The organism is Streptomyces xinghaiensis S187 (assembly GCF_000220705.2).
Classification (GTDB): Bacteria; Actinomycetota; Actinomycetes; order Streptomycetales; family Streptomycetaceae; genus Streptomyces; species Streptomyces xinghaiensis.
Genome location: NZ_CP023202.1, coordinates 114,961 through 135,167, shown reverse-complemented (window position 1 = coordinate 135,167; position 20,207 = coordinate 114,961). Strand labels below are relative to the sequence as shown.

General features: G+C 72.7%; 22 protein-coding genes. 13 read left to right on the top strand and 9 right to left on the bottom strand.

Going from position 1 to position 20,207, the window contains the following annotated elements:
* Nucleotides 1-101: 101 nt before the first annotated feature.
* On the bottom strand, nt 102-920 hold the full coding sequence (locus SXIN_RS00640) for an IclR family transcriptional regulator (RefSeq protein ID WP_019708359.1): 819 nt from the start codon (nt 918-920) through the stop codon (nt 102-104).
* Between the two features lie 141 nt (nt 921-1,061).
* Between SXIN_RS00640 and SXIN_RS00635 the strand changes: the two genes are divergently transcribed.
* The 5 genes from SXIN_RS00635 (at nt 1,062) to SXIN_RS00615 (ending at nt 6,052) form a co-directional block, all read left to right on the top strand.
* Nucleotides 1,062-2,579 carry a sodium:solute symporter family protein gene (locus SXIN_RS00635; protein WP_019708360.1) on the top strand — a complete coding sequence of 506 codons (1,518 nt, stop codon included), beginning with the start codon at nt 1,062-1,064 and terminating at the stop codon, nt 2,577-2,579.
* Nucleotides 2,580-2,638: 59 nt separating this feature from the next.
* Nucleotides 2,639-3,583 carry a 5-dehydro-4-deoxyglucarate dehydratase gene (locus SXIN_RS00630; protein ID WP_095756395.1) on the top strand — a complete coding sequence of 315 codons (945 nt, stop codon included), beginning with the start codon at nt 2,639-2,641 and terminating at the stop codon, nt 3,581-3,583.
* Complete coding sequence (locus tag SXIN_RS00625; protein WP_019708362.1) at nt 3,580-4,836, top strand: glucarate dehydratase family protein; 1,257 nt, start codon at nt 3,580-3,582, stop codon at nt 4,834-4,836. Before SXIN_RS00630 ends, SXIN_RS00625 begins: the two co-directional genes overlap by 4 nt.
* 229 nt (nt 4,837-5,065) lie before the next feature.
* Nucleotides 5,066-5,488, top strand: a complete 423-nt coding sequence (locus SXIN_RS00620) for an Hsp20/alpha crystallin family protein (RefSeq protein WP_039820952.1) — start codon at nt 5,066-5,068, stop codon at nt 5,486-5,488.
* A gap of 174 nt (nt 5,489-5,662) precedes the next feature.
* On the top strand, nt 5,663-6,052 hold the full coding sequence (locus tag SXIN_RS00615) for a DUF2267 domain-containing protein (RefSeq protein WP_019706907.1): 390 nt from the start codon (nt 5,663-5,665) through the stop codon (nt 6,050-6,052).
* A 78-nt stretch (nt 6,053-6,130) separates the two neighbouring features.
* Here SXIN_RS00615 and SXIN_RS00610 read toward each other — a convergent pair whose 3' ends face one another.
* Nucleotides 6,131-6,433, bottom strand: a complete 303-nt coding sequence (locus tag SXIN_RS00610) for a hypothetical protein (protein WP_157916231.1) — start codon at nt 6,431-6,433, stop codon at nt 6,131-6,133.
* A 288-nt stretch (nt 6,434-6,721) separates the two neighbouring features.
* On the opposite strand from SXIN_RS00610, the gene SXIN_RS00605 reads away from it, so the two are divergent.
* Complete coding sequence (locus SXIN_RS00605; RefSeq protein ID WP_019712152.1) at nt 6,722-7,075, top strand: PRC-barrel domain-containing protein; 354 nt, start codon at nt 6,722-6,724, stop codon at nt 7,073-7,075.
* A 22-nt stretch (nt 7,076-7,097) separates the two neighbouring features.
* Nucleotides 7,098-7,277 carry a hypothetical protein gene (locus SXIN_RS00600; protein ID WP_019712151.1) on the top strand — a complete coding sequence of 60 codons (180 nt, stop codon included), beginning with the start codon at nt 7,098-7,100 and terminating at the stop codon, nt 7,275-7,277.
* Between the two features lie 344 nt (nt 7,278-7,621).
* Here the strand turns inward: SXIN_RS00600 and SXIN_RS00595 are convergent, their stop codons facing one another.
* The 3 genes from SXIN_RS00595 to SXIN_RS31795 are packed head-to-tail and all read right to left on the bottom strand — an operon-like array spanning nt 7,622 to nt 9,322.
* Nucleotides 7,622-8,464, bottom strand: a complete 843-nt coding sequence (locus tag SXIN_RS00595) for a BN159_2729 family protein (protein ID WP_095756393.1) — start codon at nt 8,462-8,464, stop codon at nt 7,622-7,624.
* Entirely contained in the window at nt 8,461-9,057 is a 597-nt protein-coding gene (locus SXIN_RS00590) for a sigma-70 family RNA polymerase sigma factor (RefSeq protein WP_238153628.1), read from the bottom strand. Before SXIN_RS00590 ends, SXIN_RS00595 begins: the two co-directional genes overlap by 4 nt.
* Entirely contained in the window at nt 9,041-9,322 is a 282-nt protein-coding gene (locus SXIN_RS31795; protein WP_095756391.1) for a helix-turn-helix domain-containing protein, read from the bottom strand. Before SXIN_RS31795 ends, SXIN_RS00590 begins: the two co-directional genes overlap by 17 nt.
* A 153-nt stretch (nt 9,323-9,475) precedes the next feature.
* Here SXIN_RS31795 and SXIN_RS00580 point away from each other — a divergent pair, with 153 nt between their 5' ends.
* Together SXIN_RS00580 and SXIN_RS00575 are read left to right on the top strand one after the other, a co-directional pair.
* Nucleotides 9,476-9,886, top strand: coding sequence for a helix-turn-helix domain-containing protein (locus SXIN_RS00580; protein ID WP_043462596.1), 411 nt, complete (start codon nt 9,476-9,478; stop codon nt 9,884-9,886).
* A gap of 700 nt (nt 9,887-10,586) precedes the next feature.
* Nucleotides 10,587-10,973, top strand: a complete 387-nt coding sequence (locus SXIN_RS00575) for a DUF2267 domain-containing protein (RefSeq protein WP_095756390.1) — start codon at nt 10,587-10,589, stop codon at nt 10,971-10,973.
* Nucleotides 10,974-11,133: 160 nt separating this feature from the next.
* Here SXIN_RS00575 and SXIN_RS00570 read toward each other — a convergent pair whose 3' ends face one another.
* Nucleotides 11,134-12,156: a MerR family transcriptional regulator gene (locus SXIN_RS00570; protein WP_019708364.1), complete on the bottom strand. Its 1,023-nt coding sequence runs from the start codon at nt 12,154-12,156 to the stop codon at nt 11,134-11,136.
* Nucleotides 12,157-12,303: 147 nt separating this feature from the next.
* On the opposite strand from SXIN_RS00570, the gene SXIN_RS00565 reads away from it, so the two are divergent.
* Nucleotides 12,304-13,353: a Clp protease N-terminal domain-containing protein gene (locus SXIN_RS00565; protein ID WP_039820953.1), complete on the top strand. Its 1,050-nt coding sequence runs from the start codon at nt 12,304-12,306 to the stop codon at nt 13,351-13,353.
* A gap of 104 nt (nt 13,354-13,457) precedes the next feature.
* Here the strand turns inward: SXIN_RS00565 and SXIN_RS00560 are convergent, their stop codons facing one another.
* On the bottom strand, nt 13,458-14,225 hold the full coding sequence (locus tag SXIN_RS00560) for a class I SAM-dependent methyltransferase (protein WP_095756389.1): 768 nt from the start codon (nt 14,223-14,225) through the stop codon (nt 13,458-13,460).
* 221 nt (nt 14,226-14,446) lie between these two features.
* On the opposite strand from SXIN_RS00560, the gene SXIN_RS00555 reads away from it, so the two are divergent.
* The 3 genes from SXIN_RS00555 to SXIN_RS00545 all read left to right on the top strand — a co-directional run bounded on the left by SXIN_RS00555 (nt 14,447) and on the right by SXIN_RS00545 (nt 16,705).
* The gene (locus SXIN_RS00555) at nt 14,447-15,289 is read left to right on the top strand and encodes an SAM-dependent methyltransferase (RefSeq protein WP_019708366.1); all 843 of its coding nucleotides are present in this window, start codon (nt 14,447-14,449) and stop codon (nt 15,287-15,289) included.
* 161 nt (nt 15,290-15,450) lie between these two features.
* Nucleotides 15,451-15,708, top strand: a complete 258-nt coding sequence (locus SXIN_RS00550; protein WP_019708367.1) for a DUF397 domain-containing protein — start codon at nt 15,451-15,453, stop codon at nt 15,706-15,708.
* 85 nt (nt 15,709-15,793) lie between these two features.
* Nucleotides 15,794-16,705, top strand: coding sequence for a helix-turn-helix domain-containing protein (locus tag SXIN_RS00545; protein WP_019708368.1), 912 nt, complete (start codon nt 15,794-15,796; stop codon nt 16,703-16,705).
* Between the two features lie 100 nt (nt 16,706-16,805).
* Here SXIN_RS00545 and SXIN_RS00540 read toward each other — a convergent pair whose 3' ends face one another.
* Nucleotides 16,806-18,833, bottom strand: a complete 2,028-nt coding sequence (locus tag SXIN_RS00540) for a CocE/NonD family hydrolase (RefSeq protein ID WP_019708369.1) — start codon at nt 18,831-18,833, stop codon at nt 16,806-16,808.
* Between the two features lie 3 nt (nt 18,834-18,836).
* Nucleotides 18,837-20,102, bottom strand: a complete 1,266-nt coding sequence (locus tag SXIN_RS00535) for an ATP-grasp domain-containing protein (RefSeq protein WP_019708370.1) — start codon at nt 20,100-20,102, stop codon at nt 18,837-18,839.
* Between the last annotated feature and the right edge of the window lie 105 nt (nt 20,103-20,207).

Sequence of the window (20,207 nt, the reverse complement as noted above, 5' to 3'; positions counted from 1 at the left end):
ACGGCACACCGGCACCGGCCACCCGGCACCGGACCCCGGCACTCCACCCGTGCCGGGGTCCGCCGCGTGCCGCACGCGGCGCGGGGCCGAGGCGCCCGCGTTCAGCGGATGCCGGCCCGCCGAAGCCGCCGTCCCAGATCCCCGGCCACCTCGGTCAGCAGCTCGCCCACCCCGGCGACCGCTTCCTCGGTGACCTGGTCGGTCGGCATGGAACAGCTGATCGCGTCGGTGGCCGGGATGCGGTACGGGATGACCGCGGCGGCGCAGCGCACACCCGGCGTGCCCTCCTCCGTCTCCAGGCCGTAGCCGCGTTCCCGGGTCTCCGCGCAGGCCGCCTCCAGGGCCTCCAGGGTGGTGAGGGTGTTCGGGGTGAGCGCGGGCAGGGGGACCGGCATCAGCCCGGCGATCTCGTCCTGGGTGAGTTCGGCCAGCAGCACCTTGCCCAGGGCCGTGGCGTGCGCCGGCAGGGTGCGGCCGACCCGCGAGACCAGATGGGCCGAGCGGCGTGATTCCCGGGTCTCCAGATAGACCACCTGGTCGCCGTCGCGGCGCGCGTAGTGCGCGGTGAAACCGGTCTTGTCGCGGACCGTCTCCAGCGCCTCGGTGGCGTAGGGAATGACGGGGTCGCGGTCGAGGTAGGCGGTGCCGCAGATGAGGGCGCGCACCCCGAGCCGGTATCCGCCGCCGCCGTCGGTTTCCAGCCAGCCGGACTCGTGGAGGGTGCGCAGCAGCCCGTGGAGGCTGGAGCGCGGGAGTCCGGTCGCGGCGTGGAGCGCGCCGAGCGTCAGCCAGTCGTCGTTCGCCGCGAAGGTCTCGATGAGATCGATGGCCCGGCGGGCCGACTTCACCCCGGCCGGCTCCGGTCTGCCCCCGGCCGGCCCGGTGCGGGCGGCGTCGGGGAGGGCGGTCGGTCGCGGCATGCTGCTCCTCTGTTCCTCTGTCCGAACCGTTGACACGTGATCCACGTCATACTAGCTTCCCCGAACGCCATTCAGGTGTGCGAACTCTGTCCGCCTGAGTGACTCCATTCACATATGTGAAATCTGAGAGGGGTCGCTGCAGTGCACATACTCGACTGGATCATGGTGTGCGGGTACTTCCTGGTGATGGTGGGCATCGGCTGGTGGTCCCACCGGAGGGTCCGCAACGTCCGGGACTTCTACATCGCCGGCCGCAAGATGCCCTGGTGGCTGGCGGGCATCTCGCACCACATGTCGGGCTACAGCGCGGTCATGTTCGTCGCCTTCGCCGGCGTCGCGTACACCGACGGCATCACCGTCTACTTCTGGGCCTTCGCGACCATCGGCATCGGGGTCGGCATCGGCAGCTGGCTCTTCGCCGCCCGCTGGAACCGGCTCTCCTCCCGGCTCGGCGTCGCCTCGCCGCTCGAATACCTGGCCCGCCGCTACAACGTCCCCACCCAGCAGGCCCTCGCCTGGAGCGGCAGTCTGCTCAAGGTCTTCGACGTGGCCTCGAAGTGGTTCGCCGTCGCGGTGCTGCTGAACTCCTTTGCCGGGGTGCCGCTGGTGTTCGGCATCGTCATCACCGGCACCGTCACCATGATCTACTGCACCGCGGGCGGGCTCTGGGCCGACGCCCTCACCGACTTCGGCCAGTTCCTCATCCAGGGGCTCGCCGGCCTCGTCATGCTCTGGGTGGTGCTCGGCAAACTCGGCGGATTCTCCTCCCTGTTCACCTTCTGGGGAGATCTGCCGGAGGGGCATCTCAGCCCCACCACCTCCAAGTACACCACCGTCTTCCTGCTGGTCTACATCCTGGTGAAGACCCTGGAGTACAACGGCGGCATGTGGAACCTGGCGCAGCGCTACATGGCCGCGCCGAGCACCCACGCCGCCCGCCGGGGCGCCGTCCTCTCCTCCGCGCTCTACCTGGTCTGGCCGTTCGTCCTGATGATCCCGATGTTCGCGGCGCCGCTGATCGTCCCCGGTCTGGAGGACCCCACCACCTCCTACGCGGTGATGACCACGACCCTGCTGCCGGCCGGCATGGTCGGCCTGGTCCTGGCCGGCTTCTTCTCCCACACCATGGCGATGGTCGCCTCCGACGCCAACGCCATCTCCTCCGTCATCACCCGCGACATGCTCCCCGTGATGTGGCGCAGGGCGCGCGACTTCTCCGCGAGCGAGAAGCTGCTGGCCGCGCGGATCGCCACCTTCTCCTTCATCACCCTCAGCATGGTCGTCGCCACCCAGGCCAAGAACCTCGGCGGTGTCCTCGCCATCGTCGTCTCCTGGGTCGCCGCGCTGATGGGCCCGATCTCCATCCCGCTGCTGCTCGGCATGCTGCCGTGGTTCCGCCGCTGCGGCTCCCGCGCGGCCCTGGTCTCCTGGGCCGCCGGACTGGGCACCTACGCGCTCGTCTACTACGTGCTCGACAGCACGCAGACGACCATCGTCGCCGCCCCCATCCTGGTGTCGCTGGTCCTCTACTCCGGGCTCGGCCTGCTCGCGCCGGAACCGAGTGCGCGCGCGGACGAGATCATCGACACGGCCGGACGCAAGGACGAGGACACCGGCGGCCCGGAGAGCTCGTCCGAGGACCCCGTCGTCGCCGTATGACGCAGGGCCGGCCCACGGCCCCCCGGCCGGACACCCGACCAGAGGAGAGAACGGACCCGATGACGCAGTCCACCGCAGAACTGAACGGCCTGCTGGCCTTTCCGTTCACCCCCTTCACCGACGACCTCGAACTCGACCTCGACGCCTTCGCCGACCATGTCGAGTTCCATGTGGCGGCGGGCGCCGGAGCACTGTTCGTCGGATGCGGCACCGGCGAGTTCAGCTCGCTCGCGCCGGACGAGCTGAACGCCCTGGTACGGAAGGCGCTCGACGTCACCGGCGGGCGGGTCCCCGTCTGGGCCGGGGCCGGAGGCGGCGCCGCGACCGCCCGCGCGGGTGTCGCGGCGGCCGCGGCGGCCGGGGCCGACGGCGTCCTGCTGCTGCCCCCGTACCTCGTCACCGGCCCGCCCGCCGGCCTCGTCGCCCATGTGCGGTACGCGGCGGCCGGCACCGGCGTGCCGCTCATCGTCTACCACCGCGCCACCAGCGTCCTCACCGAGGAGTCGGCGGTCTCCCTGCTCTCCGTTCCCTCCGTGACCGGGATCAAGGACGGCCACGGGGACATCGAGCGGATGAGCCGTATCGTCACCGCGGTCCGCGCCGCCGGCGGCCGGGGGCGGGACCTTCTCTTCTTCAACGGACTGCCCACCGCCGAGATGTCCGCCCGCGCCTACGCCGCCATCGGCGTCGAGCGCTACTCCTCCGCCGTCCACGGCTGCGTACCCGAGATCGCCCAGCGCTTCCACCGAGCTCTCTCCGAGGGCGACGGCTCCACCATGGACGCCCTGCTGAACGGCTTCTACCTGCCCCTGGTGGCCCTCCGCGACGAGACCCCCGGCTTCGCCGTCTCCCTGGTCAAGGCCGCCGCCCGGCTGCGCGGCCAGAAGGTGGGACCGGTCCGGCCGCCGCTCGCCGAGCCCACCGACGGCCAGCTCCGGCGGCTGGAGCGGATCGTCGACCACGGCCTCGCCGTCCTCACCGGGCTGGAGGCGGGCGGCCGATGAGAATACGGGAGGCCCTCCTCACCCCCGTCGCCTTCGCCGACCCGCCGCTGCTCAACGCCATGGGCGTGCACGAACCGTACGCGCTGCGCAGCGTGCTGCGGCTCGTCGGCGAGGACGGCGTGACCGGGCTCGGCGAGTCCTACGGCGACGAGGCGTTCCTCACCCAGGCCCGCCGGGTCGCCGAACAGCTCACCGGCTGGGACGTGTTCGACCTGCCCGGCCTGCGCCGGACCGTGGAGCGCGTCGTCGGCGAGACGGTGTACACCGATCTGCACGGCCTCACCGGCGGCTTCTCCACCGGCAAGACCCTCGCCAGCGTCTACTCGCTCTTCGAGGTGGCCGCCCTCGACGCCCAGGGGCGGCTCCTCGGCCGGCCGGTGTGCGACCTGCTCGGCGGCCGGGCCCGGGACGAGGTCGAGTTCTCCGCCTACCTCTTCTACAAGTACGGCGCCCACCTGGGCGCGGAGGCCGACGACTGGGGCGAGGTGCTCACCCCGGAAGCCCTCGTCGGCGAGGCCCGGCACATGCTGGACACCTACGGCTTCCGCTCCCTCAAGCTCAAGGGCGGCGTCCTCCCGCCCGCGCAGGAGACCGAGGGCATCCGGGCCCTCGCCGCGGCCTTCCCGGGCCACCCGCTGCGCATCGACCCCAACGGCGCCTGGAAACCCGACACCGCCATCGGGGTCGCCCGCGCCCTGGACGGCGTCCTCGAATACTTGGAGGACCCCACCCCGGGCATCGCCGGCATGGCGCGGGTGGCCGAGGAGGCGGGCATGCCGCTCGCCACGAACATGTGCGTGGTCCGCTTCGATGACCTGGAACCGGCCATCCGGGCGAAGGCGGTGGGCGTCGTCCTCTCCGACCACCACTTCTGGGGCGGCCTGCGCGACACCCAGGCCCTCTCCGTCCTCTGCCGGTCCTTCGGCATCGGCCTGTCCATGCACTCCAACAGCCACCTCGGGATCAGCCTCGCCGCGATGGTCCATGTGGCCGCCGCGACGCCGCATCTCAGCTACGCCTGCGACACCCACTGGCCGTGGAAGAAGACCGACGTGATCGTCCCCGGGACCCTGGAATTCCGCGACGGCGCCGTCGGAGTGCCCGACGGGCCGGGCCTCGGCGTCGAACTGGACGAGGACGCCCTCGCCCGCGCCCACGAGGACTACCTCCGCTGCGGCCTGAGGAAGCGCGACGACGCGAGCTATATGCGACGCTACGTGGGGAGCTTCCGGCCCAACACGGAACGCTGGTAGGCCCGGCACCCGCGGTTCCGGCCCACCGCACCGCCCGCGCCGGGGGAGGGGGCGCCCCCGATCCCCTCTCCCGGCAGGGGAGACGGGGGTGCCCGCCCTACCGGTCTACCTGCTCTGACCTGCATAAATGGCGAGGTTGAGCGGCAGCTTGTCAAGTTTTCTCGTGCGGTGTATATAAGAAGTGTGTAGGGCATCGCAAGCAGTGCCACATGGAGGGAGATGACCCGTGATGCTCATGCGTACCGACCCCTTCCGCGACCTGGACCGGTTCGCCCAGCAGATGTTCGGCAACGTCACCCGGCCCTCGGGCATGCCGATGGACGCGTACCGGTCGGGCGAGGACTTCATCGTCCACTTCGACCTTCCGGGGATCGACCCCGAGAGCATCGACCTCGACGTCGAGCGCAACGTCCTCACCGTGCGGGCCGAGCGCAGGTCGCCGGCTCCCGAGGACGCCGAGGTGATCGCCGCCGAGCGTCCCGCCGGAAGCTTCAGCCGGCAGCTCTTCCTCGGCGACACCCTCGACACCGAGCGGATCGAAGCCTCCTACGAGGCCGGTGTGCTGACCCTCCGGATCCCGGTCGCCGAGCAGGCCAAGCCGCGCAAGATCCAGATTTCGGGCGGCAGCGAGCGCAGGGAGCTCCGTTCCTGACCCGCCGCGGGGTGCCGTGGCCGCGCAGCGGCGGCTGCGGCACCCTCCTGTGCGCGGGCCGTGTGCCGTGTTCCGCGCGACGGACCGGGCCGCCGCCGGGCAGGCGCACCGGGCCGCCGGGTGTCGCGCACCGTCTGTCAGTCGTCGTGAGGGGAAATGAGGAGGAGCGCACGCATGCGCTGGAGTGAGTTCACCGAGCAGGTCCGGGAACGCGGCGAGTATCCGAGCCGGCGGGAGGCCGAACGGGTGATCCGTGTCGTGCTCTCGGCGCTGGCCGGTCAGCTCGGCCGGACGGAGCGGCATCTGCTGGCCCGCCGGCTTCCGCCGGAGGCGGCCCGGGTGCTCATCACGCAGCGGCCGGTGAGCCGGCCGCTGGCCGCCGCGGAGTTCGTCGACGGGATCGCCGCCCGGACCGAGGGAGCGACCTCCGCGACCGCCCGCTGGGACGCCAGCTCGGTTCTGAGCGTCCTCGCCGACGGGCTGGACCGCGAGCTGCTGGACCGGATCATCGACCGGCTTCCGGGTGGCTACGCCCTGCTGTTCGGCCGGGCGCAGCTCGTCTGACGCGCCGCCGGCCCGGCCCTCCCGGCGCGGACCGGGACGGCCGGGCCGGCGGTGACCGGCGAGGCGGGCCTCCGGCCGTCAGCCTCTCTCCTCCTGCTGCTGCCCGTTCGCGGCCCCGGGCGTTCTGCGCGGGCGTGCGGGCGTGCGGCGCCGGCTCTCGCGGGCCGTGCCCGCTGTTCTCCCCCGCCCGGCCAGGTCGATGACGGTCGCGCCGGTACCGGCCGCACTCTCCACCGTCTCCGGGTCCGGCTCGGGCTCCGGCCGGTCCTCGCGTCCTGTGCCGGCGGAACGGCCTTCCAGCGCGGCGAGAGCCTCGTCGAAGGTCTCTCCCGTCACCTGCATCCGTATCCGCGCCAGGCGCTGCACTTCTTCGTTCGCCACCCGGCACAGCATAGGCCCCGGGAACACCCGCCCCCGGCCATCGGCCGGACGGGACCGCCCGGTCACCGCGCGGATCCGGCCATTCCGGCCGTCCGGTTCCGGCTCCCCGGGGCGGCGGCCGCTCCTCCGTGCCCGCGGTGCCGGTGATCCTCCGGGGCCCGTTCCGATAGGCCGTCAGGCGTACGGATCCCGCCGCCCGTGCGCTCCCGGCGCGCGGACGGCGCTGTGTGCGGATAGGACGGATGAGGACGGGACCGGGAAGCGCCCGCGGAGAACGGAGGACATGCGGTGTTCGAGGCCGAGAACATCAAGGACTGGCGCGGTCACGCCGTGCTGGACGCCGAGGGCCGGCGGATCGGGGAACTGGAGTCCGTCTATGTCGACACCTCCTCCGACGAGCCGGCCTTCTCGGCCGTCCTCGTCGGCCTGCCGACCCGGCGCCGGCTGGTGTTCGTGCCGCTGGACGGGGCCACCGTCGGGCCCGGCCATCTCAAGGTCCGGGTCTCGCGGAAGCAGGTGAAGAACGCGCCCTCGATCGACCGGGACGGCGAACTCCTCGCCGAGGAGGAGGCGGCGGTCTTCGCCCATTACGAACGCCCCTACCGGCAGGGCGCCGGCGGACGCCGGCTGGCCCGGCGCTGAGCGCCCCCGTATCGGAGATCCCATGGCCCTGTTCCTGTTCCTGGTCCTCGTCGCGGTCGGACTCGGCATCGCCGGGGTGGTCGTCGAGGGGCTGTTCTTCCTGCTCGTCATCGCGGTGGCCGTCTTTCTCGCCGATCTGGTGCTGCTCGGTGTGCGCATCGGCCGCCGCCGGCGCCCGGCCAGGCACCGTCTGCCGCGGTGACCGCGGAGTCTCCCGCCCCGGCGTGCCGCCGGGAGGCGCCGCGGGCAGGGGAGCGGCTCCGCGGGGACGGGGCGTCAGGGGGAGGAAGGCCGGGCCCGGTTGCCACTCGGGGGTGGGACAAGGACGGGTCCGGCCCTCCGGACCGGCGGGAGCGAACGCCGTGCTCGGCCGCGCTCGCCGGCGGACCGGCCGGCTGCCCGTCGCCCTAGGGGGTGCGCGACGGGCCGACGGCCCCGGGAACCGGTGCCGACAGGGGCATTCCGGCACCGGTTCTTGAAAGGTTCACTACCACCGGCGGGGCGGTCCATGTACCGGGCGGGCCGTTTCCCGGCAGCGGATCGGTCTCAGTCCGCGTCCCCGCCGGTCACCGGCGGGGACGCGCCGGTGTCCACGGGCGTGAGCGGTCCGGAGTGCCGGACGATGTTCTCCAGGGTGCACAGCTCCGTGCGGCCCCGTACGGACAGCAGCGGCATTCCGCTTTTGTCGCGGATCCCGAGGAACAGCCAGTGGTTGCCGTCCCCGCCGTTCTCGGCCAGCGGCCGCGCCAGGTCGTAGACGCGGCCCCAGAGACAGTAGGGCCGCACCGCCTCCTGGTAGGCCGCGTGGAGCAGCCGCGGCACCTCGTGGGCGACGAGCCGTACCGGTACGCCGGCCCGTGTGCCGAAGGCCAGCTGGGCGTATCCGGCCGGCCGGGTGTCCTCCGCCGCCCCGGCGCCGATCTCGGAGAGCCACCGTTCCCAGTCGGACAGGGTCCGGGCCCGGATGCAGACCACGACCCGGTCGTGGTCCTGCTCGACGGTGAGCACCTCCGGCCGCGTCCCGTAGCGGTCGACGAGGTCCTCGAAGACCTTTTCCGCGCGGGCGCAGCGGGCCTCCGCCGGTGCCGGCAGCCGGGTCACCGTGCCGGGCTCCGGGGGCGGACCGGTGGCCGGCTCCGTCCGGCGCAGCACGATGCCCTGGTGCGGCAGCACGGTGTCCGGGGGCGGCCGGCCGTCCCCGACAGGCCCGGGAACGGCCTCCGGGGTGACCTCGGTGCGATCGACGCGGCCCATGGCGTTGATGTCGGTGAGGAGCCCGGCCGCGTCCAGGCCGACCGCGATGCGCAGTTCCAGCTCCGGCCCGCTGTAGGCCGCCAGCGCCTCGCGGATGATCCGCAGGGCGTGCGGGAGGTTGGGGTTCAGGGTCATGCGGCGACCACCGGATGGCCGGCGGGGAGCGAGCGTGCCAGGCTCCGTACGGCCCGGTGGGTGAGGGTCTTGACCGCGCCCTCCCGTTTCCCCATGATCCTGGCCGTCTCGGCAACCGACATCCCCCGCCGGAAGCGGAGCGTCACGCACTCCTGCTGCAGGGGGCTGAGCCGGCCGACGGCCGCCCAGAGGGCGGCATGGGTGTGGGCCTCGATGACCCGGTCCTCGGCCGCCCGCTCGTAGCTGTCGCCGTGGACCACCTCCCCGGGGAAGACCTCGCGCCGGACCGGGCCGGACTTGTAGTGGTCGATGACGATGTTGCGCGCGATCACCGTCAGCCAGGCACCGAAGGCCCCGCCCCGGCAGGAGAAGGTGCCGATGCGGCGCAGGGCGCGGAGGAACGTCTCGCTGGTGACGTCCTCCGCCAAGGCGGTGTTGCGCACCCGGTGCTGGACGAAGGCGAACACCTGGCGGTGGTGGCGGTCGTAGAGAGCGGCGAAGGCCTCGGCGCTCCCGTCGCGGGCACGTGCCACGAGCCGCTGCTCGGCGGTCGTGCGCGGGAGGGCGGTCCGGGGGTCATCCGTTGGGGTCACGGCGGTGCCTTCCTGGTCGGGGGGCGGGGACGGCAGGTCGCGGGGCGAGGATCCGGGTGTCGTCGGGCGGGAGGCCCAGGGCGGAGCGGAGGCGGCGGTAGGTGGCCGGACGCATGCGGCGTCTGGTTCCGACTTCGATGCGGCTGAGATAGCTGGCGGTGATGCCCACCCGCTCGGCGAGCTGGGGAATCCCGATGCCGCTGCGCATGCGGAGTTCCCGGACGGCCGCCCCGTCCACGGGATACGTGGGTGAGGGACTCTGCATGGCGGAGAAAGTAGCGGGAGTTAGCGGCTATGTCCAGTCGTAACTAGCCGGTTTTCGCGGCCAGTTAGCGTGAAGCTTCCCTAACTCCCGCTTATTTTGCGGTGCGTGGGCCAAGTCCTAGCCGGTCCTAGCCGGTCCTGAGAGGATGGGCGCATGGTTCCCCACCTCGATCGTTTGGCAGAGCGCGTCACGCGGCGGCGGCTGGATCTCGGCCTCGGTGTCGAGCCCGCCGCGCGGTCCGCCGGCATCAGCAAGGACACCTGGAAACGGGTCGAGCGCGGCGCGCGGGTCCGTGACACCAGCTACGCGCACATGGAGCGCGCTCTGGGCTGGGCGCCGGGCAGTTGCCGCCTCGTCCTCTCCGGCGGGGAGCCGGTCCCGGTCGAGCGGGCGGAGGCCGACGCGGGGGTCGTCATCGCCTCGCTCCCCAGGGAGGAGGTGGAGGCCGGTATCCGGCAGGCGCTCGAGAGCGCGGCGATCGCGGTCACCGATCTGCAAGCGAGCAAGATCCGGGAGATGAACGAGCGGGTGCTGGAGGACCTGCGCCGCAGAGGGCTGATCTGAGCGGACGGAGGACGGAGGGCGGCGGGCGGCGGGTGGGGCCACGGCGCGGGCCCGGCCGGGAGCGGCGTGCTCCGCCGCGGCGCGGCGCTCTGCGGGATTCCTGCGTCCGGGGGCGACGGAAGTGGCACGATCGGACGGTCACTCGGGGGTTCTCCCACTCCTGAAAAGGGGGAACCATGCGCAGCACTCTGGTGATTGCTGACCACGGACCGGCCTTCCGCGGATGGGTGGCCCGCACCCGAACAGGGCGGGAGGTGTGCGTCGCTCCGCCCGCGGTCCGGACCGACCCGGTGGCCCGGCAGGTCGTGCGGGAACTGGTGACGCGACTCGGAGGAAACTGCACGATCTGCGCCGGCTGTTTCATCGGGAGGGAATGACCGGTCGGCCGGTTCACGGAAGTCCCGGCGGCAGGGGTGCCTGCCGGACTGCCGTGACGACCTGACCGGCCGTCCGCTCCCGCTCCACGGCGCGTCCTCCGTGCAGCCGTCCTGTGCCGTGCCCGGCCCGGGGCGGCTGTGCGTGCCGCCGCCCTTTCCGTCCCCCGGGAGGGCCGGGCAGCCGGGCGAAAGCTGTTTGAAGCGGAGGGCCCCTGGTACCTCTAGAAGGACATTCGCCGCGGACGGTGCGAATCGCCTCGGGCCCGGCCGGTGTCCCCGGCGCCGGGCCCGGACATCCGCCCACACAAGGAGTGAGCCATCCCATGCCGTACGGAGCCTTCCTCGCAGCCGTGCGCGAGCGCGGCGGATACAGCGCGGACGAGGCGGACCGGGTCACCAGGGCCGTCCTGACCGCGCTGGGCACCCGGCTGACGCCGGATATCGCGGGTCATCTGGCCGACCAGCTGCCCGAGCCGCTGGCCGACATGATCAATGACGCGGAGGCCGCGGCCCGGGACTGGGGGGTGCGGACGTTCGTCGCCCATGTGGCCGAGGCCACCGGCGAGGACGAGGAGAGCGCCGAGGTGGCCGCCCGCGCGGTGCTGTCCACGCTGGCCGACCGGATCGGCCGCGGTGAGCGGGACGCGCTGCTCAGCCGGCTGCCCGCCGAGTACGCCGGTCTCTTCGGCTACCCGGAGCTGGCCGGCTGAGGGGAGGACGATCCGCCCGCGCGGAGGCGGCCGCCCGGCTTCGGCCCTGCCCCGGCCCCGGCCCCGGCCTCCGAAGTCCGTGCCCCCGCCCGGGAGACCGGCAGCGCCCGTTGACCGGGTGACCCGTGATCTCCGTGGCTCCAGCCGCTTCGGCCCCCGTTCACCCGGGGTGCGGTGGTCCCGCGTCCTGCATGGCGTCGGCGATCCAGGCGTAGGGGAGGGGGTCGTGGTGGTCCTCGGGCGCGGTCCCGTTGATCCGCGCCACCAGGGACAGATACCGGCCGTGGGTGTCGTCGTAGACGGGGCCCCCGGAGGTGGCTTCCTCCTCGGCGATCCGGCACAGGATGCCGGGTATCCGCCGGTAGCCGTCGGCCATCCGGTCGCGGACTTCGGGGGTGAGCGGTGTGCCGGACAGTGCGGTGGCCGCTTCCATGAAGCGGGTGACGGCCTGCTGGGCCCGGGGGGACCGGGGCGGCTCCCCGGCACGGTACGCGGCCAGGAGCTCCGCCATCAGCGGGGCCCCGGTCACGTGGATGAAGTCCTGGAACGGGCCGGTCGCCAGGACCCGCGCCTCGGGTGTGGAGTAGACGTCCCGCAGATAGGCGCGGACCGCGTCGCGGAACCCGGGGTCCGTCACCAGGTCGGCCAGCTCGATCCAGGCCTCGAGCTGGGCTGCCGTGGGGTCCGCGGGCAGGACCGGGCGCATCGTGCGCAACCGGTCGACGAAGCCCTCGGGGACGTCCAGGCCCTCGCCGACGTCGTTCCAGAAATCGTCGATGGTCCGTTCGCGTTCCTCGTCGGTCATCGAGACGAGCTTGTGCATCAGGTCGGCTTGAGCGGGCGTGCCGCCCCCCTGTCCGATCAGGGTCCTCAGCACCGCCCGCCTGGCCCGCAGGACGCGCTCCTGGCGCTCGACGATCCCCAGGTGCGTGGTGAGCAGACCGTGCAGGGTCGTGCCGCCTTCGAGCAGGCGGCGGATCTCGTCCAGGCCGGTGTCCAGCTCGCGCAGGGTACGGACGAGTTCCAGCCGGGCGATGGCGCCGATGTCGTACATCCGGTGGCCGGCCCCGTTCAGGCCCGTGGGCTCGACCAGTCCGGCGTCGGCGTAGAACCGGACGGCACTCACGCTCAGGCCGCTGCGGCGGGCGGCGTCTCCGATGGGGTACAGCTCGTGGGCGTTCACGGGGCCACTGTGGTACCTCAAGCCGCTTGAGACGCAAGTTTGTTCACGTCCCCCCGGAGGGGCATGCGGAGATCCGCCTCCCGGGCGATGCGGTCCCCGTCCCGGTTCGGGGAGGCTGCACATCAGCGACCGCACGAAGGGAAGGCCATGGCAGTGATCAAGGAGCCCGACTGGAACATGGCGGGTGTCCTGGGGTCCGCCCGGGGCGCCCGGGGGGCGACCGACGGGGAGGCCATCGGTACGGAGCATCTCCTGGCCGGCGTCACCACGGCCAAGGGGGCGGCGCGCGAAGCCCTCGCGGACGAAGGGGCGACCAAGGTCGCGGTGGCGCAGGTGTTGCGGAACCGGCGGGGCCGGGACGGCGCGTGGAGCGTTGCCGACGACCCCGGGGAGAGCGTCGCGTCCCGGGACCTGCTGGGGGACGACGGCGACAAGGGCATCCGCTTCACGGGCGCCGCGGCCAGGGCGCTGACCGCGGCGATGCGGCGGGCGCAGCGGGAGGGCGCGGCCAAGTTCGGCGCGGATCACCTGCTGCGGGCGCTGCTGGAGGAGGACAACCGCGCGGTGGAGCTGCTGGGCGCGTGCGGCGTCGCACCGCAAGCCGTACGCGCCCGGCTCGACGGGGGCACCGGGAGCCGGGACGACGGTCTCGCCCCGCTGCTGCATCCCACGCGCGACGTTCTCCTCGGCCGTGGCCGTTACCGTCAGATGTCCTTCTGGAAGCGCTGGGTGGTCAAGTACGGCGGGATCAACTGGGCCTCGATGCCGTTCGAGTGGGTCAGATGGGAGACGTTCGAACAGGCACGTCGTCTCGGCGACCGCGTGGTGGGCACCGAACACGTCCTGCTGGCGGTCCTGGCCACCCACGAGGTCCTGCTCCGGTACCCGCACATGGCGGAGGAGAGCACCCCCGCTGGCACCCGGTACGCGGGCGGGGAGCGACTGGCCCGCCTGGGCGTCGACCACGCCTCGGCGCACGGCGCCCTGGCCGGTGATCGCGTCCGTCTGACGGCCGACCCCCGGCCCTTCGGGCAGTACATCGACGAGTCGGCGGGCCGGAGCGCGGTGAGGCCGGCCGGCTCCGGCAGCGGATCGACGGCCGACCCGGGCACCGGCCCCCTGGTCGAGATCCTCCTGAGGGAGGAGACACGCGCCCGGCAGCTGACCGACGCACTGGCCACCGCCACCGGCGACTGACAGGGCGCGGAGCCCGGACGGGACGGGTCCGCGCGGGCGGGGCGGGAGCCGGGGGCGGCGGTGCTCCGCGCCGGACGGGCCGGGGCGGCACCCCGCCGCGGGGCTCACCCCCCGCCCTCCCGGGGACCTTCGCCGCCCCGGCCCCCGGTGTCCTCCGCGCCGCCGGGCCGCTCGGCCAGGAAGGTGTGCACGATCCCGCGCTGCCAGCCCGTCACCGGAGCGGTCCGCACCGGCGGCAGCCCGGCCCGGGCCAGCCGCTCGCGGAAGGCGCCGGCGGTGTCGAAGTCCAGCACGCTGCGCCACAGATGACGGTAGAGCGAGGCGTCGCCCCGGGGCAGGGAGCCGGCCGGGATCACGATGCCCCAGCAGACCGCCGACCAGACGAGCCGGTGGAACGGGGTCCCGGTCAGCGTGTACTCGTGCACGGCCAGCCGCCCGCCCGGGCGCAGCAGTTCCCGTACCGACCGCAGCACCGCGTCCGGGTCCGCCACGTTCCGTACCAGATAGGCCGCGAAGACGGCGTCGAACGGGCCCTCCGCGCCCGGGCGGGGCAGGTCCTCCGCCGCGGCGTGGACGAACTCGACGTCACCGTCCCAGTGCTTGGCGGCCGCCTGCCGCAGCATGCCCGCCGAGGCGTCGACCGCCGTGATCCGGGCGCGGGGCGCGGCGGCGAGCAGGGCGGCCGTCGAGGCGCCCGTGCCGCAGCCCAGATCCAGCACCCGCATCCCCGCCCCCCGCGCGGGCAGCGCGAGCCGGCCGGCGGACAGCCGCAGATGCGCGTGGTAGCCCGGGTTGGCGGCGACGAGGCGGTCGTACGAGCCCGAGGCCCGGTCGAAGGCGGCGGCGAGGGCGCCGTCCCGGAGTGTGGTCATGGCCCCGAGGGTTCCCCGGAGAGGGCGCGGGCCAAACGAAACCGGACCACCGCTTCCGCGTGCCGCCCGCCGCGGCGTACGGCCCGGGCCCGCCGGCCGCGGCTGCCGGCGGTCCGCGCGAGCCCGTGGAAGCGGGTCGCCGTGGAGGCCCAACACAGTAGGCTCCTCAGCACAGTTGACGGCCCGTCCGGCAGCGGGCGGCGGGGAAGGAGCGGTGCAGCATGGCGGACGCGGAGGAATGGATGCGGACCCGGTCCAGGCCGCCGGTCGAACTCCACACCGACCGGCCGCACGCCGCGCGCGTGTACGACGTCCTGCTGGGCGGCAAGACGAACTACCCGGAGGACCGGAAGGCGGCCGAACAGCTGCTGGAGACGATGCCGGTGGCCGGCCTGGTGGCGCACCAGAACCGCGCCTTCATGCACCGGGCCGTGCGGTACCTGGCCCGGGAGGCCGGGGTCCGCCAGTTCCTCGACATCGGCACCGGCATCCCGACCTCGCCCAATCTCCACGAGGTCGTCCAGGACGCCGACCCCGCCTGCCGGGTCGTCTACACCGACAACGACCCCATCGTGCTGGCCCACTCACGGGCCCTGCACGAGTCCACCCCCGAGGGCCGGACCGCCTACATCGAGGCCGATCTGTGCGACCCCGACGGCATCCTGGAGCACCCCCGGCTCCGCGCGACGCTCGACTTCGGACAGCCCGTCGCGGTGACCCTGGTGGCGGTGCTGCACTGGCTTCCGGAGCGGGCCGACCCGTACGGCATCGTCGCCCGTCTCCTCCGGGACCTTCCCCCGGGCAGCCACCTCGTGCTCAGCCATGCCACGAACGACTTCGAACCGGCCATGCTGAAACAGGTTTCGGACAACTTCAAGGCCAAGGGGTCGAACGTGACGCCGCGGAGCAAGGACGAGGTGCGGCGCTTCTTCGACGGCCTGGACCTCGTGGAGCCGGGTCTCCAAGTCGTCCAGCGCTGGCGCCCCGATCCGGTCGACGTGGGCGCGGAGACCCTCTCCGACACCGACATCCCGCTCTACGTGGGCGTCGCCCGCAAGCCCTGACCCGAAGCGCACCGCGCGAAGAGGGGCTCCGGACCGCCGTGCTCCGGCTGGTGCGGTGCACGCGGCCGCACCTACAGTCTCGCGTACGGCATATGAGGGGTTGTCTGAGGGGTTGCCGGGGCGGACGCGGACCCGTCCGCCGACGGCGGAGGAGGGCTGGCATGGGGACCGGCGACGACGAGCGGCCCGACCGGGCGGACGACTTGGAGAGCGTGACATGGAGGAAAAGCCACCGCAGCGCGCCGGGCGGCAACTGCGTGGAACTCGCGGTACTCCCCGGGGGCAGGATCGCGGTGCGCAACTCCCGTTACCCGGAAGGACCCGTGCTGGTCTGGACCCGGGAGGAGATGGCCGCCTTCGTCCGCGGGGCGAAGGACGGCGACTTCGACGCCCTGCCGGGACGGGAGCAGCCGGCGTGACCGGCCCGACGGCCGCCGGCGGGGGACCGGCTGCCCGCCGTCTCCCCCTGAGCGCCCGGCCGCGCACCGGGCAGGAGGTGCGGCGGTGAGCGCACTCCCGGGCCCCGGCGACGCCTTACCCGTACGGCGCTACCTGGACCGGCCCGAGGCCGGGCCCACCGTGCTGCGGATCGTGGTCGGCGCCCAGCTGCGGCGGCTGCGCCGGGAACGCGGCATCACCCCGGAGGCGGCCGGCCGGGCCATCCGCGCCTCCCACGCGAAGATCAGCCGCCTCGAACGCGGGCAGGTGGGCTTCAAGACCCGTGACCTGGAGGATCTGCTCACCCTCTACGGAGTCCACGACCCGGGCGAACGCTCGGACTACCTCACCCTCGGCCGCCGGGCCAACCGCCCCGGCTGGTGGCACGAGTACAGCGACGTCCTGGAGGACTGGTTCGAGCTGCACATCGGCCTGGAGGAGTCCGCCCAGCTCATCCGCACCTACGAGGTGCAGTTCCTCCCCGGCCTTCTCCAGACCGAGGCGTACGCGCGGGCGGTGACCCGGATCGGTTACCCGGACGCCCCCCGGCGCAAGATCGACCGCCTGGTGGAGCTGAGGCTCGCCCGGCAGAAGCTGCTCACCCGGCCGGACGCCCCGAAGCTCTGGGCGGTCGTGGACGAGGCGGTGCTGCGACGGCCCTTCGGCGGCCCGGAGGTGATGCGCGCTCAGCTGGAGCACCTGCTGGCCGTGAGCGAGCTGCCGAGCGTGTCGCTCCAGGTGGCGCCGTTCAGCGTGGGCGCGAACGCCGCGGCCGGGACCCCCGTCACGCTGCTGCGGTTCCGGGAGCCGGACCTGCCGGACAAGGTCTATCTGGAGCAGCTGACCGGCGCGGTGTACCTCGACAAGCGGGAGGACGTCGACCAGTACGGGCTGATCATGGAACGGCTGTGCGCGGAGGCCGAACCCCCGGAGGAGAGCCGGGAGTTTCTCAAGGAACTGCTCGACCGGGAGTACTGACCGGCGCGCCGCTGCCCGCGCCCGGCGGCGGGCCGTGCGGCGACGGGGGCGCGGCCGCCGCCGCACGGTCCCGTGCGATGTGCCGCGCCGGGCGGCCGGCTCAGAGATGGTCGCGGGGCACCGCCTCGTTCCAGGTGCGGGAGAACACCCGCTCCCCGCCCTCGTAGCCGTCGAGCGTGGCGTGCAGCAGGAACTCCGTCTCCGTGGAGCGGAGCACCGTACGGGTCACGGTCCGCACCTCCCAGTCGTCCCGGCGGAACGTCATCGTCCAGGCCGACTCGCCGCGCACCGACTGGAAGTCGTCGGCGACCGAGTCGTACCGCTCGTAGGCGCGGCGGCCCGCTTCGAGGCCGATGTCCTCGTAGCGCACGGTGCCGTTGTCCTTGACGATCTCCAGCGCCGCGTTGTAGCCGACCAGGTCGCGGGAGACGGTCCAGCGCTGCTCGGGCGGGGACACCTGGGTGACCTCCAGCGGAGGCGTGCCTTCCGGCTCCTCGAAGGGCCGCGCCGTCACCTCGTCCGGCTCGGCCGCGGGCCGCACCGGCAGCGTCAGCGCGCTGGCGCCGGAGTACACCGTCAGCAGCACCGGCCGCGGCGGCGGCCAGGCCAGCGGCCAGTAGGAGGTCGACAGCGACAGCCGGATCCGGTGCCCCGGCGGGAAGGCCTGGGCCGTGCCGTTGAGCTGTACCACCGCCCGGTAGCGCTCCCCGGGCACCAGCGGCTCCGGCGCGGCCCGGCCGTCCCTGCGGGTGAGGTTCAGCAGGCCGTAGCTGACCCGGGTGGCACGGCCGTCCGGCGCCACGTCCGACAGCCGTGCCGCCACCGTCGCCACCGGCTCGCTGACCGACAGGTCGAGCTCCACCGTCGGGGCGCCCAGGATCTCCAGCCGCCCGGGCAGCGGATCGGTGTCGAAGACCATCGACCCGCCGTCCTCCTCCCGCTGGTCGTAGGGGAGGTCCGGCGGCGCGTTGTAGGAGGCCCACTTGCCGGCGAACTGCCCGACGGACAGCGGCGACTGCACCGTCATCTCCGTCCCGTCGGCGGCCGTCTCGCCCGGCGCGCCGATCCGGTGCGGGCTCAGCGGATGGGACAGCCGCTCGATGTGCGGAGAGGGCCAGGCCGGCTCGCCGACCCAGCGGCCGGGGCGCTCCTCGTAGGACGTGGACGGCGGCACGCTCTCCTGCATCCAGGTGCGCAGCATCGGCCCGTCCATGGCCTCGTTGTCCTTGTCCTTGAGCCAGTGGTCCCACCAGCGGACGACCTCCTGGAGGTAGCCGACGGCCGGGCCCGGCTCGCCCAGGTGCGGGTACTTGTGCGACCAGGGGCCGATCAGCCCGCGGCGGGGGACGTCCAGGTTCTCCAGCAGCCGTGCCACGGCGTTGGAGTAGCCGTCCGCCCAGCCGCTGGAGGCCAGCACCGGCACCCGCACGGCCGAGTAGTCCTCGCAGACCGAGGCGTGCCGCCAGTAGGCGTCGCGCCGCTGGTGGCGCAGCCACTCCGCGGCCCAGGGACGGCTGTTCTCCAGGCGCTCCCGCCACATGTCGCGCCAGCGGTCCCCGACGAGCGCGGGGTCCGGCGGGCAGGTGGCGTAGGCGAACATGGTGCCCGCCTCGGCCAGGTTGTCCGAGAGCAGACAGCCGCCCATGTAGTGCATGTCGTCGGCGTAGCGGTCGTCGGTGAAGGACGCGATGACGATCGCCCGCAGACTCGGCGGCCGGCGGGCCGCGACCTGGAGGGCGCTGAAGGCGCCCCAGGAGATGCCCATCATGCCGGTGCGTCCGTCGCACCACGGCTGGTCGGCCAGCCAGGCGAGGACGTCCTCGGCGTCGGTCTGCTCCACCTCCAGGTACTCGTCGGTGAGGACGCCCTCGGACTCGCCGGTGCCGCGGATGTCGACCCGTACACAGGCGTAGCCGTGACCGGCCATGTAGGGGTGGTGGATGGAGTCGCGCACGGAGCTGAGGTCGCGCTTGCGGTACGGGATGTACTCCAGCACCGCGGGCACCGGCTCGTCGTCCGAGGCGGTCGGCCGCCAGATCCGGGCCGAGAGCCGGGTGCCGTCCGAGACCGGGATCCGGACGTGCTCCTCTTCCTTGATCGCGCAGGGCAGGCTGGTGACGGCTCGCATGAATCAGTCGCGCTCCTCCTCGGGTGCGGCGTCGAACTCGAAGGGAAGCGCCGCCACACACCGGTCGTACTTCTCGCAGAGCTCTTCCTCGCTGTCCGCGCCGATGAAGAGATGGGCGAGCTCGAAGCTGTAGCTGTCCTGGCCCGGAAGGTCCGAGAGCCGCCGGCCCTTCCCGGGCACGATCTCGATCTTCACCCCCGGTATCTCCTCCTGCAGCCGCTCGATCTCCTCCTCGGTCGGCACCCGCCGCGCCACACCGTCCTTGAAGCGCCGGTAGTACCACTTGGCGGCCACCTGGTAAGGCCCCTCGCCCTGCGGCAGGCGCGGGTCCCGGCCGAGGGCCAGGCTGAGCATGCAGTGGTGGTTCGGCAGGCCGTCGACGTACTCGAACATCTCGGCGTGCGACTGCGAGTGCCGCGGGTTGATCTCCAGCAGATTCAGCTCATCGGTCTCCTTGTCGTAGAAGTACTCGATGCTGAACGTCGCGGAATCCATGCCGATCTGCGAGATGACCCGCTTCGACACGTCCTTGATCCGTTCCACGACGGACTCGGGCAGCAGCTGGGTGGGGTACTGGTGGCGGAGGAAGCAGGGGGAGTCCGGGTAGTTGATGGAGTCGAGGACGCCGTACACGGTGACCTCGCCGTTGTGGACGTAGCCCTCGGCGGCGAACTGCTCGCCGCTGAGCGACTCCTCGGCCAGGCACGCCTGACCGCCCGCCTCCTCGACCTCCGCCGGCAGCTTCAGCTGGTCGAGGATGTACTCGAAGGGCTTGCCGACGCGCGAAATGCCCTCGCGGATCTCGCCGATCGCCTCGTGGAACTCCTTTTCGTCCTTGACCCCGAAGGCCAGTTCGGAGGAGAAGGACTTGACGGGCTTGAGCCACATCGGGAAGGACAGCCCCTCCGGCGGACCGGGTTCCGAGAACGGATCCACCACCGCGAAGCGCGGGTGCTCGTCGATGACCTTCCGCTGTTCCAGCCGGCTCCAGTACTTGTGCTCGCACTTGACGATGGATTCCAGGCTGGTGCTGCTCAGTCCATAGCGTTCGCACAGAATGGGGACCAGCGTGCTCACCGGGAAATCCCAGTAGCCCACGATGGCGTCGATGCTTCCCTCGAAGGCGTCCAGCTTCGCCTGGGCCTTCTCGATCAGTTCCACCACGGGAATGTCGCCGACCTGGAGTTCCTCGATGGTCAGCAGCGGATGGAAACGGTAATTCACGGCCAGGGGGACGTCCTGGAGCGTGTCCAGGTTTCCCTCGTCCATCCCGATGACGAAAACATTCGCTTGGCTCACCAGTTCCTCCGTCCTGTGGGAATCTCCGTACAAACGGAGCGGCTACCCTGGCCCATCCCGCGCAATCTTCCCGGT

Coding starts and splice junctions, on each gene's coding strand:
- SXIN_RS00640 (WP_019708359.1), bottom strand. CDS start 920: ATGCCGCGACCGACCGCCCTCCCCGACGCCGCCCGCACCGGGCCGGCC.
- SXIN_RS00630 (WP_095756395.1), top strand. CDS start 2,639: ATGACGCAGTCCACCGCAGAACTGAACGGCCTGCTGGCCTTTCCGTTC.
- SXIN_RS00625 (WP_019708362.1), top strand. CDS start 3,580: ATGAGAATACGGGAGGCCCTCCTCACCCCCGTCGCCTTCGCCGACCCG.
- SXIN_RS00620 (WP_039820952.1), top strand. CDS start 5,066: ATGCTCATGCGTACCGACCCCTTCCGCGACCTGGACCGGTTCGCCCAG.
- SXIN_RS00615 (WP_019706907.1), top strand. CDS start 5,663: ATGCGCTGGAGTGAGTTCACCGAGCAGGTCCGGGAACGCGGCGAGTAT.
- SXIN_RS00600 (WP_019712151.1), top strand. CDS start 7,098: ATGGCCCTGTTCCTGTTCCTGGTCCTCGTCGCGGTCGGACTCGGCATC.
- SXIN_RS00595 (WP_095756393.1), bottom strand. CDS start 8,464: ATGACCCTGAACCCCAACCTCCCGCACGCCCTGCGGATCATCCGCGAG.
- SXIN_RS31795 (WP_095756391.1), bottom strand. CDS start 9,322: ATGCAGAGTCCCTCACCCACGTATCCCGTGGACGGGGCGGCCGTCCGG.
- SXIN_RS00580 (WP_043462596.1), top strand. CDS start 9,476: ATGGTTCCCCACCTCGATCGTTTGGCAGAGCGCGTCACGCGGCGGCGG.
- SXIN_RS00575 (WP_095756390.1), top strand. CDS start 10,587: ATGCCGTACGGAGCCTTCCTCGCAGCCGTGCGCGAGCGCGGCGGATAC.
- SXIN_RS00565 (WP_039820953.1), top strand. CDS start 12,304: ATGGCAGTGATCAAGGAGCCCGACTGGAACATGGCGGGTGTCCTGGGG.
- SXIN_RS00560 (WP_095756389.1), bottom strand. CDS start 14,225: ATGACCACACTCCGGGACGGCGCCCTCGCCGCCGCCTTCGACCGGGCC.
- SXIN_RS00555 (WP_019708366.1), top strand. CDS start 14,447: ATGGCGGACGCGGAGGAATGGATGCGGACCCGGTCCAGGCCGCCGGTC.
- SXIN_RS00550 (WP_019708367.1), top strand. CDS start 15,451: ATGGGGACCGGCGACGACGAGCGGCCCGACCGGGCGGACGACTTGGAG.
- SXIN_RS00540 (WP_019708369.1), bottom strand. CDS start 18,833: ATGCGAGCCGTCACCAGCCTGCCCTGCGCGATCAAGGAAGAGGAGCAC.
- SXIN_RS00535 (WP_019708370.1), bottom strand. CDS start 20,102: ATGGACGAGGGAAACCTGGACACGCTCCAGGACGTCCCCCTGGCCGTG.